This window comes from Streptomyces sp. NPDC037273 (assembly GCF_055603625.1).
This window is the reverse complement of record NZ_JBVJVO010000003.1, coordinates 579,900-593,173: the sequence shown is the minus strand read 5'-3', so window position 1 is coordinate 593,173 and position 13,274 is coordinate 579,900. Positions and strand designations below refer to the sequence as shown.

Here is a 13,274-nt window from a genome sequence, read left to right as displayed (position 1 = left end):
TGAGCATGAGCCAGGCGGCGCAGAATCTGAACTGGTTGATCACCAACTTCGTGGACAACACCCCCGGGGTGTCCCACACGGTGGTGGTCTCCGCCGACGGACTCCTGCTGGCGATGTCCGAGGGGTTCCCCCGCGACCGCGCCGACCAGCTGGCGGCCGTCGCATCCGGACTGACCTCGCTGACCGCGGGCGCGTCCCGGATCTTCGAGGGCGGAGCGGTCAACCAGACCGTCGTGGAGATGGAGCGCGGCTTCCTCTTCATCATGTCGATCTCGGACGGTTCCTCGCTGGCCGTACTCGCCCACCCCGAGGCCGACATCGGTCTCGTGGGCTACGAGATGGCCCTGCTCGTGGACCGCGCGGGCACCGTCCTGACTCCTGACCTCCGGGCGGAGCTTCAGGGAAGTCTTCTCAACTAACAGACAGACAGTGCGTTTCGCGCCACCGCACCGTAGGGTGCGGTGGCGCGGCTCCAAGGGACATGGACCGCGAGGCAGTCGGAGGAGGAGACGTGGGAACACCACCGGGCGCGAGCCCCTACAACGGTTATGACGCGCACCAGGCGCCGCTGGGCGACACCGCGCAGAACCGGTTCAACTTTCCCTCCACCCCGAGCAGACAGGGCGTACCGCAGCCCTACGCCCAGCCCCAGTCCCCGGCGGCGGGCTCGCCGAGCGTCTCGCGCGGACCGTCCGCCGCGGGCGGTTCGAGCGGGCACAACCCGCTCGTGCGCCCCTATGCGATGACCGGCGGCCGGACCCGGCCGCGCTACCAGCTCGCCATCGAGGCGCTGGTCAGCACGACGGCCGATCCGGCCCGGCTGCAGGGGCAGTTGCCCGAGCACCAGCGGATCTGCCGGCTGTGCTTCGAGATCAAGTCGGTCGCGGAGATCTCGGCCCTTCTCTCCATTCCCCTCGGCGTCGCCCGAATCCTCGTCGCCGACCTGGCCGAGGCCGGACTCGTCGCCATCCACCAGCCGGGCGGCGACGAGGCCGCCGGCGGTCAGCCAGACGTGACACTGCTCGAAAGGGTGCTCAGTGGACTTCGCAAGCTCTAGCGGCGGCGCGGCCCGTTCAACCACCAGCGCGAAGATCGTGGTGGCGGGTGGCTTCGGCGTGGGCAAGACCACGTTCGTCGGCGCCGTCTCGGAGATCAACCCGCTGCGTACCGAAGCCGTCATGACGTCCGCGTCCGCGGGCATCGACGACCTCACGCACACCGGCGACAAGACGACGACGACTGTCGCCATGGACTTCGGCCGCATCACCCTGGACCAGGACCTGATCCTGTACCTCTTCGGTACGCCGGGTCAGGACCGCTTCTGGTTCATGTGGGACGACCTGGTCCGCGGCGCCATCGGCGCCGTCGTCCTGGTCGACACCCGGCGTCTCGCCGACTGCTTCCCCGCGGTCGACTACTTCGAGAACTCGGGCCTCCCGTTCGTCATCGCCCTCAACGGCTTCGACGGACACCAGCCGTACCAGCCGGAGGAGGTCCGCGAGGCCCTCCAGATCGGCCCGGACACCCCCATCATCACCACCGACGCCCGCCACCGCGCGGACGCCAAGAGCGCGCTCATCACGCTCGTCGAGCACGCCCTCATGGCCCGCCTGCGGTAGTCCCTGACGGTCGTACGACGAAGGCCCCGCACCGATCACGGTGCGGGGCCTTCGTCATGGACCGCTGGACCGATGGACCGATGGACCGCCGGTGACCGAAGGGCCCCGCACCGGTGTCGGTGCGGGGCCCTTCGGGATGCTGCTCTGTCAGCGCCAGCTGTGCGGGGCGCGGAAGCCGGGCTCGCGCTCCAGGCGGCGCCAGCCGGCGGTGGAGCGGGCGTGGTGGGCCTCCGGGGCGGGCTGGGAGGCGGCGCGGGCGAGCAGCACCGCCGTGATGGCGGCGAGCTCCTCGGGGTCGGCGTGGCCCTTCTCGACACGGAGAAGGTTGGCAGGACTGGTCACTTGGCTGACTCCTCCTACTGAGGCGGGTTGCCGTGCTTGCGCGACGGCAGGTCGGCGTGCTTGGTGCGGAGCATCGCGAGGGACCGGATGAGCACCTGGCGGGTGTCGGCGGGGTCGATGACGTCATCGACCAGGCCGCGCTCCGCCGCGTAGTACGGGTGCATCAGCTCGGCCTTGTACTCCTTGACCATGCGGGCGCGCATGGCTTCGGGGTCCTCGGCTTCGGCGATCTGCTTGCGGAAGATCACGTTGGCGGCGCCCTCGGCGCCCATGACCGCGATTTCGTTGGTGGGCCAGGCGTACGTCAGGTCGGCGCCGATGGACTGGGAGTCCATGACGATGTAGGCGCCGCCGTAGGCCTTGCGCAGGATCAGGCTGATCCGCGGGACGGTCGCGTTGCAGTACGCGTAGAGCAGCTTCGCGCCGTGGCGGATGATTCCACCGTGCTCCTGGTCGACGCCCGGCAGGAAGCCGGGTACGTCCAGAAGGGTGATGATCGGGATATTGAAGGCGTCGCACATCTGTACGAAGCGGGCCGCCTTCTCGGAGGCCTCGATGTCGAGGACGCCGGCGAGCGACTGGGGCTGGTTGGCGACGATGCCGACGACCTGGCCGTCGAGCCGGGCCAGGGCACAGATGATGTTCCGGGCCCAGCGCTCGTGGATCTCCAGGTAGTCGCCGTCGTCGACGAGCTCCTCGATGACCTTGTGCATGTCGTACGGGCGGTTGCCGTCGGCGGGCACCAGGTCGAGCAGCACGTCCGAGCGGCGGTCGGCCGGGTCCTCGGAGGCGACGGTCGGCGGGTTCTCGCGGTTGTTCTGCGGGAGCATCGACAGGAGGTACCGGACCTCCGCGATGCAGGTCTCCTCGTCGTCGTACGCGAAGTGCGCGACGCCGCTGGTGCCGGCGTGGACGTCGGCGCCGCCGAGGCCGTTCTGGGTGATCTCCTCGCCGGTGACCGCCTTGACGACGTCCGGTCCGGTGATGAACATCTGCGAGGTCTCGCGGACCATGAAGACGAAGTCCGTGAGGGCCGGGCTGTAGGCCGCGCCGCCGGCGCACGGGCCGAGCATCACCGAGATCTGCGGGATGACGCCCGAGGCCCTGGTGTTGCGCTGGAAGATGCCGCCGTAGCCGGCGAGGGCGGAGACGCCCTCCTGGATACGGGCGCCGGCGCCGTCGTTCAGGGAGACCAGCGGGGCACCGGCCGCGATGGCCATGTCCATGATCTTGTGGATCTTGGTGGCGTGGGCCTCGCCGAGGGCGCCGCCGAAGATCCGGAAGTCGTGCGCGTAGACGAAGACCGTGCGGCCGTCGACCGTGCCCCAGCCGGTGATGACACCGTCGGTGTACGGCTTCTTGGCCTCGAGGCCGAAGCCCTGGGCGCGGTGCCGGCGCAGCTGCTCGACCTCGTTGAAGGAACCAGGGTCGAGCAGCAGCTCGATGCGCTCGCGCGCGGTCAGCTTGCCCTTGGCGTGCTGGGCCTCGGTGGCGCGGTCACTCGGGCCGCGGAGCGCCTGCTCGCGCAGGACGTGCAGCTCGGCCACTCGGCCACGGGCGTCAGCGGGCTCGCTCGGGATCTGGTCCACAACGGTCATGTACCGACCCTACGAAGTCACCCAAGAAAACTCCGCCGTCGACTCCGTACAGTCTCCCGTGTCGAATCCTGGTGGGGCTGGACAGAACCATCACCCGCCCCGGCCGAGTCGACAGCCAGGCACCCCCTGTGTTTGTAGGGGTTCCACATAGACGGGGAAAAGGAAGGCGGTCACCCCCCGGTGACCGGGAGAGCGACCGCCTGACCTTAACGCCTTCCGGGCGCCGGGGGGGGCTCAGTCCGCGCAGTGGAAGCGCGCGTTCCCCCAGTCGGCGTGGTCGTTGCCGTTCCCGTCGCCGCCGTCGTCGGCCACGAGCTCGACGTAGGAGGCGCCGGTGACGTCGGCGGTGAGCGCCCAGGCGGTGTCGGTGGCCTTGAGGACGGGGGACTTCACCTTCTCCGTGCCGTCGGCGAGGACGGCGAAGCGCACGCTGCCGCGGCTGGTCTGGACGTCGTCGACGCCGACCTCAGCGGTGAACGAGGTGCACCGGCCGCCCAGGTAGTAGCGGATCCGGGCGGGGGCGTGGCTGCCGAGGCCCTTGGCGTACGTCACTCCCCCGATGCGCAGCGGGGAGCCGTCGCCGGTGCCGGTCTCGCCGTTGGAGAGGTCGCGCTCGACGGGTCCCCAGCCGTTGGTGGCCGAGGTCCAGTCCAGGTCACTGGCCCAGCTGTCGGCGGTCGGCGGCGGGGGCAGGGTGCGGACGGTGGTGGCGGCGGTCAGCTTCCGGGGGCCGTCGCCGGCCGCGTACGTGACGGTCGCGCCCAGCTCGTACGGCCGGTAGGCGGCGTCCACCGGCGGGGTGACCCGCCAGGTGGCGGTGGTGGTGGCGCCGGGGGCGACCGTGTCGAGGGCGACGGGCGCGGCCGGCTCGGCGGTCCAGCCCTCGGGCAGGGTCAGCGTGGCCCGGGCGCCTTCGACGGTGGCGGTCTCGTCGTTGCCGAAGGTGGCGGTGACGGTGTTGGCGCGGCCCGGTTCCAGGGTCTCGGGCGCGGTCAGGCCGAGGGTGCCGCAGGCGGCGCGTTCGGTGGCCGGGCCGAGGTCGGTGACGGTGAAGCGGTCGAGTACGAAGTCGGCGCCTTCGGGGGCGTCGTCCCGCTTGCGCAGCCCGGTCCAGGTGTCGCCGCAGCCCGCGGTGACGGTCTCGGAGAAGTGCCCGGTAGTGCGCTGCTGCCCGATCGGGGTGGCGCGGGTCTCGACGGGCGCCCCCGGGCCGTGCGTGCGGTCGTAGCCGGTGATCCACTCGTACGCGCCCGCGTGGCTCGACTGGTAGTCGAACTCGACGCGGTAGCTGCGGCCGTCCTTCATGGGGACGGTCCAGGGCGCGGTCCGGTAGACGAGGCCGCTGTTCTCGTCGTGCGACTTGAGGGACTCGGCGCCGCCGATGACGTCGTCGACGAGCTTCCCGTTCCAGCCGGCCTGGGTGTAGGGGGCGTGGAGCTGGGCGATGTGGGTGCGCGGGTCGGTGGTGCCGCCGGCGTCGCCCTTGAGGAAGGGCCCCCAGCCCTGGTCGACGGCCTCGAAGTCCTCGTAGACGAGGGCTCCGGCCTTCGTGGCGGGGTCGTCGGCGACGATCCGGACGTCGTCGATCCGGACGGCGGCGTCGCTGCCCCGCGCGGCCTCGACCTTGAGCTCGGTGCTCACGGGCGCGGTGAAGGTGACCTTGGCGCGCTGGAGGCGGGTGCCGTTCCAGTCGGACGCGGCGACCCGGTCCTCCAGGGCGGAGCGCTCCACGGTGACGGCGGCGCCGCCGATGGAGAGCGTGGTCGGCCTGGTCTTGCCCGGCTCGACCTCGATCAGGGCCGAGGCGGTGTAGCGGGTGCCGGGTGTGAGGCCGGTGATCCGCTGGCGTACGGAGGCGGTGGCGGCGCCGGTGAGCTTCGCGCTGTGACGGCCCTGGTCGTCGGTGTCGCGGACGACGGTGCCGGTCCTGGTCCAGGAGCTCAGGCGCGCGTCGTTGAAGCCGGGGTCCTTGACCGGGGTGCCCTGGCCCCAGCGGGGCGCGGGCTGCTCGGGCGCCCGGTCCGGGTAGAGGACGTACGGCTGTCCGGCGGCGGCGTCCAGGGTGACGTGCCCGTTCACGGGCCGTACGGTGCCGGTCTTCACCCGGCCGTTGTCGGTGAGCTTGTAGACGGTGTACGAGCCGGTGCCGGGTACCTCCCAACTCGTCGTGCCGCCGGACTTGTTGTAGTGGTAGAGCTTCTTGCCGCCGTCCCAGGGGAGCAGGTAGTTCTCGCCGTCGAGGACCTTGCGGCCGTCCTGGCGGAAGGTGCGGCGGCCGTTCTCGACGGTGCCGCGGACGCCGCCGGTGAAGGTGAGGTCGTTGCCGTTCCAGCGGGTGATCTTCCGCTGCTGGAGGTACTTGGCGGGGAGGTTGCGCTGCCAGATGTTGGCGGTGAAGGCGTTCCAGTCGGTCTCGCCGGTCCAGCCCTCGAAGTCGACGAGGGCGGTCTGGCCGAGGACGGGGTGGTTGTTCCAGACGTCCTTCTCGCCGTTGCGGATGAAGCGGACGATCTGGCTGTTGAGGCCCTTGTTGGTGGCGCCGCCGTAGTCGAGGTCGTTGGCCCAGTGGGACCAGAGGGAGGCGCGTTCGAACTTCTCGGACCATTCGGTGGCGACGTTCCAGCCCTGTGCCTGGACGGCCTGCAGGGTCTTGTCGGCGATCCAGCCGTGCGTGTAGTAGACGTCGATGTAGAGGGTCGAGAGGTTCGGGCCGGTCTCGTCGCGGAGCTGCTGGAAGCGGCGGGCGAGGTCGCCGCTGTTCACGTCCCTGCGCTGGTCGATGTAGTAGCTCTGGTTGAGCCAGTTCCAGCCGGGCTTGGTCTTGTCGACGAGGGTCTCGCTGAAGTTCTTCGCCTCGGGGTAGGACTCGGTGGCGTTCACGTGGACGCCGAAGTCGGCGCCCCACTTCCCGCCCTCCCTGAGCAGGGTGTTGAGGTCGGCGAGGCCGCCGGCCCGCTTGTTGTAGTTGCCGCCGTAGTCGGGGTGGGCGGAGTCGTGGCCCTCGGAGCCGTACCCCTTGAGCAGGGCGAACTGGCCGAGTCCGTCGGTGGAGAGCGAGATCCGCTTGACGTCGTCGAGGGTGCGCAGGAAGGGGTGGGTGGCCTGCGAGGCGAAGTTGAACGGGATGTGGGCGACGACCCGGCCGGGGGTCTGGTCGCTGCCGGGGGCCTTGATCCCGATCGTGCGGAAGGCGAGGGCGCCGTCCTGCCAGTCGGTGGTGCCGTCGGCGTTGGCGTCGGGGGTGACGACGACCTTGGCCCAGGGCAGGTGGTCGCCGCTCTCGGGGCTCGGGGCGCCGGCTCCGCGGTAGGTCCACTGGCCGGACCAGACGCCGACGCGGGTCTCGGTGCCGCTCCTGCGGGCCTGGTGCCAGAAGCGGGCGCCGTCGCGGGCGGAGGCTCCGGAGGGCTTGTCGTAGCTGGAGTTGGACTCGACGGCGGCGGCGAGCCGGCCGGTGCTGACGATCGCGTAGCTCGCGCCGACCGGGTTCGCCTCGGCGGCGGTGGCGTCGGTGACCTGGGCGAAGACGTCGGCGGTGCGGGTGGAGTCCGGGTCGAGCCGGGTGAAGGCGGTGGCGGCGCCGCCGTCCGCCGAGCCGACGGAGACCAGGTCGTGGCCGGGGATGTCGAGGGTGCCGACCCGGAAGGCCTCGGTGTCGCGGACCGCGGTCACCCGGAAGGTGGTGGTACGGCCCGTCACGCCCAGGGTGGCGTCGATCTCGACGCCGGGCAGGTCGGGGAAGGTGAGCGTGTACGCGGCGGACGCGGCCGTCAGGACCGGGGCGCCCTTGGCCTGGACGGCGTGGGCGGTGCCGTTGAGCACCACCTGGGTGACCGGGGCCGTACTGCCGAGGAGGCGGGCACCGGTCGCGCGGTCGGTGTACGAGAGGACGCGGGGGAAGTCCTCGGCGACGGCGACGGAGAGTGCGGTCGAGCCGATGACGGCGGACGCGGCGGCGGTGGCCGCGGCCGGGGCGGCGGAGGTCCCGGTGGGGTCGGCGAGGGCGGGCCCGGACAGGGCGAGCACGGTCGCGGAGGCCGCCGCGAGCGCGCAGGCCGCGCGGAGTCTGGAGGAGAGGGGGAGGGACATGCGGACCAGTCAGCCGCGCCCCGGGCGGCACCGTCAACGAGATCGCGCGATGCGGAGCCCTCCAGTCCAAGAACCCCCTTCGGTTAGTCCAAGTGACCGCCGAAGGGGGCTTCTTGAGGACCGCGGAGGGTCAGCAGCCGCCGCAGTTGTAGAAGGTCACGTCCCAGTGGTTGCCCTCGTCGGCGTAGACGTTGCCGGCGCCGGACTTCCACTGCGGGGCGCCGTCACCGCGGAGGCCGATGTAGCTGAACGTGTTCTTGACGTAGTTCGTGACGCAGGTGCCCTTGGCGAAGTCCAGCTTGTAGCCGTTCCAGTGCGAGTAGGTGCCGCTCGCGTGGCCGGTCTCGGTGCCGCCCGTGATGTTCAGGGCGCAGCCGCTGGCGCTCTTGAGGGTCTGGGCGCCCTGGGCGGTGGCGAGGTTGAGCTGCTCGAAGGACGTGCAGGTGGGGTTGTTCCGGTCGGAGCAGCCGCCGGAGGACGACCAGGTGATGCCGGAGGACCGGAACATCGAGGTCGCGGTCGCGTGGCTGATCTTGGTGACCGCGTGGGCGTCGGTGGCGGCGGAGAGTGCGCCGAATCCGGGGGCGAAGAGTGCGCCCAGGACCAGGGCGACCGCGGTGAGGACGGAGCGGAGCTTCACGGGAATGCCTCCTGCTGGTGACCGTGACGGATGGGGACGGCTGTGCAGGTGGTGCTCGTCGCGCAGGGGAGATGGTGCCGTAGTTCTACGCGCGTCCGCCAGAGGGCCTCGGCGTCGTTCCGGCGCCGTCCGGGTGAACGTTTCCCGGAGATGTTGAAAGTTGAACGGAATAGGGTTACAGTCGTTCTCGTTGAAGGTTCAACAAACACCGACAAGGAGCACGTCATGGGTCTCTTCAGCCGCAAGAACAACGAGTCCGCCACCGCCGTCGCCACCCTCCCGGTCGACCCGGCCCTGGCCGCCCTGACCGGCGAGTACACCATCGACCCGGCCCACAGCAGCATCGGCTTCACGGTCCGCCACGCGATGGTCACCAACGTCCGCGGCACCTTCGCCGAGCACGAGGGCGCGCTGAAGCTCGACGGCTCGAACCCCGGCGCCTCCACCGCCTCCATCGACGTCAAGATCGCCTCCATCGACACCGGCATCGGCGACCGTGACGGCCACCTGCGCAGCGGCGACTTCTTCGACGCCGAGCAGTTCCCGCTGATGAGCTTCCGCTCCACGGAGGCCGCGCAGCTGGGCGGCGACAAGTACCGGGTCACCGGCGACCTGACCATCAAGGACGTCACCAAGCCGCTCTCCATCGACCTGGAGTTCAACGGCACCGCCACCGACGTTTACGGCAACGAGCGCGTCGGCTTCGAGGGCTCCGCCGAGATCCTGCGCTCCGACTGGGGCCTCACCTGGAACGCGGCCCTGGAGACCGGTGGCGTCATGGTCAGCGACAAGGTCAAGCTGAACTTCGACATCTCCGCGATCAAGAACGCCGCCTGACCCCGGAACCCCCTCCTCCGGACACACGAGCGCGCCCGCCCTCCGCAGCAGCGGAAGGCGGGCGCTCGGCGTTTCCGGGCGCGGCCGGGCCCGTCGGCTCGGCCCCGGCCGGCTCAGGCGGCCTTGGCGGCGGCCTCGACGACGGCCGGGATCAGGCGGTCGTTCTCGGCCGCGCCCGGACCGGCCATGAAGCCGAAGCGGCGGCGGGTGTAGCTGTACGCGAGGCCGGTCCCCGGATCGGCGAAGGCCTGGGAGCCGGGGGCGCCGCTGTGTCCGACGGCGGCCGGGGTGAGCGAGGGGTGGCGGGTGGCCAGCGGGACGAAACCGAGGCCGAAGGCGTTGTCCCCGCCGGTCACCAGGTCGATGCCCCGGGAGTGGACCCGGGCGAACTCGGCGAGGGTGCCGGGCGTGAGCAGCGGGGGCCGGCCGTCGAGCTCGCCCGCGATCGCCGCGTACATCCGGGAGAGGCCGCGCGCGGTGCCGACGCCGCCGCCGGAGAGCGGCGCCTTCTCCCGGACGGCCCGGGAGTTGCCGTATCCCGGGTTGTCGAACGGCGGGTCGGCGTGGAGGTTGAAGGAGATGGCCATGAGGCTGTCGGGGGCGATCGGGTTCGCCGCGAGGAAGGCCTGCTCGACCGGGGTGGGGAGCAGTGGAAGGGCGGTACGGAAGCGGGGTTCGAGCTCCTCCGGGAGGCCGAGGTGGTAGTCGATCCCGTACGGGGCGCGGACCCGCTCCTCGTAGATCTCCTGGATCGTGCGGCCGGTGGCCCGCAGGACCACCTCGCCGACCAGGGCGCCGATGACCAGGGCGTGGTAGCCGTGGCCGGTGCCGGGCTCCCAGAAGGGGCGCTGGCCCGCGAGCCGGGCGGCGATCAGGCGGTCGTCGGCGAGCTCCTCCATCGAGAAGCCGCCGTCCACGCCGATCACGCCCGAGCGGTGGGCGAGCAGTTCCCTGAGTGTGAGCCCGCCCTTGCCCTCGGCGGCGAACTCGGGCCACCAGGAGGCCACCGTCCGGTCCAGGTCGAGGACGCCGTCCTGGACGAGGAGCGCGGCGACCAGGGCCATGGCCCCCTTGGACGAGGAGTAGAGGGCGAGCAGCGAGTCCCCGTCGACGCCGTCGCCGCCCCAGAGGTCGACCACGAGCCGGCCGTGGTGGTGGACGGCGAGCTGCGCGCCGCCGTCCCTTGCCTCGCCTGCGGCGATCCCGGCGAAGACCTCCCGTACGGACTCGAATCCGGGCTCCACCGTGCCGTGGACGTCGGTCATGGACGTGTCCCCCTGTGTGTCGCTGTCATTGTCACGTTCCGGGGGAAGAACCATCGGGCGCGTGATTTCCTTCCCGCGGGCCCGAGTTCGCGGCGGGCCGGCCCGCTCGCGAAAGAGCAGGTCAACGCCGTTGTCAGTGGCGGGGGCTAGCGTCGGCGGCATGGAAATCCGTATCGACAGCGGCGTGTTGACCGATGCCGTGGCCTGGGCCGCGCGCGTCCTGCCGGCCCGATCCCCGATGCCGGTGCTCGGCGGGCTGCTCCTGGAGGCGGTGGGCGGCCGGCTGTGGGTCTCGGGGCTCGACCACGAGGCCTCGGCACGGATCGAGGTGGAGGCCGACACGGCCGTGGAGGGCCGGGTGCTCGTCCTTGGGCGGCGCCTCGTCGACATCTGCAAGGTGCTCCCCCGCGGGCAGGCGGAGCTCGCCGTGGAGGGCGCCCGGCTCGCGGTGACCTCCGGGGACGCCCGCTTCGGCCTCTCGCTGCTGCCGCTCGACGACTATCCCGCCGCGCCCGCGCTGCCCGAGGTGCGGGGCCTGGTCGACGGCGACGCGTTCGCCACCGCGGTCTCCCAGGTGGCCGTGGCGGCGGGCCGGGACGACGCGCTGCCGGTGCTCACCGGGATACGGCTCGCCCTGGACGGTACGACCCTGACGCTCGCGGCCACCGACCGCTACCGGTACGCGGTGCGGACCCTGGAGTGGGAGCCCGGGGCCGGGGTGCCCGCGGAGGCCGCCGACGTGGTGGTCCCGGCCCGCCGGCTGACCGAGATCGCCCGCTCGCTCGCCGGCGCGGGTCCGGCCCGCCTGGCGCTGGATCCCGGCTCGATCGGCTTCGAGAGCACCGGGACGCGCACCACCACCCGGCTGCTCGACGGGCGGCTCCCCCGCCACGACAAGCTCTTCGCCCTGGGCGAGCACGCCCTCGCGGTCACCGGACGCGTGCCGCTGACGGAGGCCGTCCGGCGGGTCGCGGTCGTCGCCGAGGGCGACGGCCCGGTCCAGCTGGGCTTCTCCGCCCAGGGCCTGCACCTCCAGGCGGGGTACGAGGACGATGTGGCCTCCCAGCACGTGCCCGCCACGCTGGCCGGGGCGGAGTCCCTGACGGTCGCCTTCAACCCGGGCTATCTGATGGACGCGCTGGGCTCCCTCGAAGGCCCCGAGGTCCACTTCCACCTCCTGGGGCCCGGCCAGCGCGCCCTGCTCACCAACGGCCCGGAGGCGACCCACCGTCACCTGCTGATGTCGGTGAAGCCGCTGGTCTGAGCCGGTTCCGGGGCTTGGCGCGATAGGGGGGTTCGACACAGATCAGGCCGTGGACGTCCAAGGGCTCGGCGGGGGTGGTGCTCGGGGCGGTGACGTCGTCGCTGGGCGCGGTGGTGCTGTTCTGCACGGTGGGGCGACCTTTCGGTGTGCTCCGGCGGTGCGGGCTGCGCCGCCGCGAGCACTGTCACGGATCACCGTTCGTGCCGTCGCGTTTACTCAACGCGTTCAACGCGCGGGATCCGGCCGCCGGTTCCGCGGTCAGAATCCGCCACCGCCGTCGAATCCACCGCCCCCGCCGAAGTCGCCGCCTCCGCCGAAGTCGCCGCCGCCGAAGCCGCCCGAGTCGCCGCCGAAGTCACCGGCGCCGAAGTCGCCGCCCTGGAAGTCTCCGCCGCCGTATTCGGAGGCGTACGCGGGGGTGGCGAGCATGGAGCCGAGCATGGTGCCGACGAGCAGGCCGGGGAGCATGCCGCCGCCGAAGTAGCCGCCGGCCCAGGGGCCGTAGGCGGGGCCCGCCTCCCAGTAGGGGCGGCGGCCCGCGTCGGTCTCGACGGTGCGGGCGAGCGGGTCGAGGCCGTCGTCGAGGCGGGCCGCGTCGGCGGAGCAGACCGGGACCTGGCGGGGTGCGCCGCCGGCCGGGGTCCAGGTGCGGTCGGTGGCGGCGGGGCCGTGGCGCGGGTCGAAGAAGCAGGGCGGCCGGCGCTCGGGCAGCGGCCGGGCCTCGCGGCGGGCGGCGAGGACGGCGAGGGAGTAGCGGCCGTCCTCCAGGGCCTGGGTGACGCCCCGGACGTCATGGGGGCGGGCGGCGGCGGCCATGCGGGTCTTGGCCGTGTCGTAGGAGTCGAGGGCGCGCTCGTAGTCGGCGCGCATGGCGTCGTCGGCGCCGGCCTCGGCCGGGTGGAAGTCGAGGCGCTCCAGCTCCTCGCCGAAGGCGGTGATGTCCTCGTCGACGACGACCCGGAGCCGGTCGAGGGCCGCCCGCTCCTCGGCCTCCTTGCGGAGCCGGTTGCGGCGGACGACGGCGTAGCCGCCCGCGCCGCCGGCCACGACGACCGCGCCGAGGATGGCGAGCCCGGCGACCGGGACCCCGGAGTCCTCGCCGACGGAGCCCCAGGAGGCGGGGGCGGAGCCGCGCAGGGCGGGCAGCGCCTGGTCGACGAAGGCGTTCAGTTCGGTGGCGGCGTCGGCGCCGGGCTGCCGTACGGAGGTGACGAGGTTCTGGACGGCGGCCGGGGACATCACGGCCGGGTCGACGCCCGCGTCGAAGCGGTCGCCGAGCCGTACGGCGTAGAGCCCGGCGACGCCGGTCTGGGCCCGCAGGTTGTCGATGAGGCCCTTGGGCGGGAACTGCGCGTTCGCCGGCAGCACGGCCACGAACAGCGGCTTGTCCGCGTCCTTGATCTTCTGCGCGAGGGACTTGGCGTCGGCCGTGGAGAGCTGTCCGGCGGCGCCCGGGTCGACGTAGACGGGGCCCTGTCTCAGGGCGGCGGCGGCGTCGGGCACGCCCGTGGCCCTGGCGCCCGCGAGGGGTGCCAGGACCAGGAGCAGCAGCAGTACGAGCCCGCCGAGGGCGGACCCGGCGGAAAGCGCCCTGGTCCTCATGGTTCGAAACTACCCGAA

11 protein-coding genes are annotated in these 13,274 nt (G+C 72.1%); 5 read left to right on the top strand and 6 right to left on the bottom strand.

What is annotated here, in order from left to right; translation table 11 throughout:
- Nucleotides 1-5 precede the first annotated feature (5 nt).
- The 3 genes from ACZ7G1_RS11940 (at nucleotide 6) to ACZ7G1_RS11930 (ending at nucleotide 1,619) form a co-directional block, all read left to right on the top strand.
- The gene (locus ACZ7G1_RS11940; protein WP_026057603.1) at nucleotides 6-419 is read left to right on the top strand and encodes a roadblock/LC7 domain-containing protein; all 414 of its coding nucleotides are present in this window, start codon (nucleotides 6-8) and stop codon (nucleotides 417-419) included.
- 92 nt (nucleotides 420-511) lie between these two features.
- Entirely contained in the window at nucleotides 512-1,057 is a 546-nt protein-coding gene (locus ACZ7G1_RS11935) for a DUF742 domain-containing protein (protein WP_470872068.1), read from the top strand.
- Nucleotides 1,038-1,619 carry a GTP-binding protein gene (locus ACZ7G1_RS11930; protein ID WP_017235983.1) on the top strand — a complete coding sequence of 194 codons (582 nt, stop codon included), beginning with the start codon at nucleotides 1,038-1,040 and terminating at the stop codon, nucleotides 1,617-1,619. The genes ACZ7G1_RS11935 and ACZ7G1_RS11930 overlap by 20 nt, the downstream gene beginning before the upstream one ends.
- A gap of 147 nt (nucleotides 1,620-1,766) precedes the next feature.
- On the opposite strand, the gene ACZ7G1_RS11925 is transcribed toward ACZ7G1_RS11930, so the two are convergent.
- The 4 genes from ACZ7G1_RS11925 to ACZ7G1_RS11910 all read right to left on the bottom strand — a co-directional run bounded on the left by ACZ7G1_RS11925 (nucleotide 1,767) and on the right by ACZ7G1_RS11910 (nucleotide 8,288).
- Nucleotides 1,767-1,961, bottom strand: coding sequence for an acyl-CoA carboxylase subunit epsilon (locus tag ACZ7G1_RS11925; RefSeq protein WP_470872070.1), 195 nt, complete (start codon nucleotides 1,959-1,961; stop codon nucleotides 1,767-1,769).
- Nucleotides 1,962-1,975: 14 nt separating this feature from the next.
- Complete coding sequence (locus ACZ7G1_RS11920; RefSeq protein ID WP_470872072.1) at nucleotides 1,976-3,559, bottom strand: acyl-CoA carboxylase subunit beta; 1,584 nt, start codon at nucleotides 3,557-3,559, stop codon at nucleotides 1,976-1,978.
- A 234-nt stretch (nucleotides 3,560-3,793) separates the two neighbouring features.
- Nucleotides 3,794-7,648: an endo-alpha-N-acetylgalactosaminidase family protein gene (locus ACZ7G1_RS11915; RefSeq protein WP_470872073.1), complete on the bottom strand. Its 3,855-nt coding sequence runs from the start codon at nucleotides 7,646-7,648 to the stop codon at nucleotides 3,794-3,796.
- Nucleotides 7,649-7,778: 130 nt separating this feature from the next.
- The gene (locus ACZ7G1_RS11910) at nucleotides 7,779-8,288 is read right to left on the bottom strand and encodes a hypothetical protein (RefSeq protein WP_470872075.1); all 510 of its coding nucleotides are present in this window, start codon (nucleotides 8,286-8,288) and stop codon (nucleotides 7,779-7,781) included.
- Nucleotides 8,289-8,513: 225 nt separating this feature from the next.
- On the opposite strand from ACZ7G1_RS11910, the gene ACZ7G1_RS11905 reads away from it, so the two are divergent.
- Nucleotides 8,514-9,125, top strand: coding sequence for a YceI family protein (locus tag ACZ7G1_RS11905; protein WP_470872076.1), 612 nt, complete (start codon nucleotides 8,514-8,516; stop codon nucleotides 9,123-9,125).
- 113 nt (nucleotides 9,126-9,238) lie between these two features.
- On the opposite strand, the gene ACZ7G1_RS11900 is transcribed toward ACZ7G1_RS11905, so the two are convergent.
- Nucleotides 9,239-10,390 (bottom strand): serine hydrolase domain-containing protein, encoded by a 1,152-nt coding sequence (locus ACZ7G1_RS11900; protein ID WP_470872078.1) that lies wholly within the window; start codon nucleotides 10,388-10,390, stop codon nucleotides 9,239-9,241.
- A gap of 160 nt (nucleotides 10,391-10,550) precedes the next feature.
- On the opposite strand from ACZ7G1_RS11900, the gene dnaN reads away from it, so the two are divergent.
- Nucleotides 10,551-11,654 carry a DNA polymerase III subunit beta gene (gene dnaN / locus ACZ7G1_RS11895; RefSeq protein ID WP_470872080.1) on the top strand — a complete coding sequence of 368 codons (1,104 nt, stop codon included), beginning with the start codon at nucleotides 10,551-10,553 and terminating at the stop codon, nucleotides 11,652-11,654.
- 258 nt (nucleotides 11,655-11,912) lie between these two features.
- Here the strand turns inward: dnaN and ACZ7G1_RS11890 are convergent, their stop codons facing one another.
- Nucleotides 11,913-13,256: a hypothetical protein gene (locus ACZ7G1_RS11890; RefSeq protein WP_470872081.1), complete on the bottom strand. Its 1,344-nt coding sequence runs from the start codon at nucleotides 13,254-13,256 to the stop codon at nucleotides 11,913-11,915.
- Nucleotides 13,257-13,274: the final 18 nt, after the last annotated feature.

Excerpts from the sequence above, each read along its gene's own strand:
- ACZ7G1_RS11920 (WP_470872072.1), bottom strand. The coding sequence starts at position 3,559 with ATGACCGTTGTGGACCAGATCCCGAGCGAGCCCGCTGACGCCCGTGGC.
- ACZ7G1_RS11940 (WP_026057603.1), top strand. The coding sequence starts at position 6 with ATGAGCCAGGCGGCGCAGAATCTGAACTGGTTGATCACCAACTTCGTG.
- ACZ7G1_RS11905 (WP_470872076.1), top strand. The coding sequence starts at position 8,514 with ATGGGTCTCTTCAGCCGCAAGAACAACGAGTCCGCCACCGCCGTCGCC.
- ACZ7G1_RS11915 (WP_470872073.1), bottom strand. The coding sequence starts at position 7,648 with ATGTCCCTCCCCCTCTCCTCCAGACTCCGCGCGGCCTGCGCGCTCGCG.
- ACZ7G1_RS11890 (WP_470872081.1), bottom strand. The coding sequence starts at position 13,256 with ATGAGGACCAGGGCGCTTTCCGCCGGGTCCGCCCTCGGCGGGCTCGTA.
- ACZ7G1_RS11900 (WP_470872078.1), bottom strand. The coding sequence starts at position 10,390 with ATGACCGACGTCCACGGCACGGTGGAGCCCGGATTCGAGTCCGTACGG.
- dnaN (WP_470872080.1), top strand. The coding sequence starts at position 10,551 with ATGGAAATCCGTATCGACAGCGGCGTGTTGACCGATGCCGTGGCCTGG.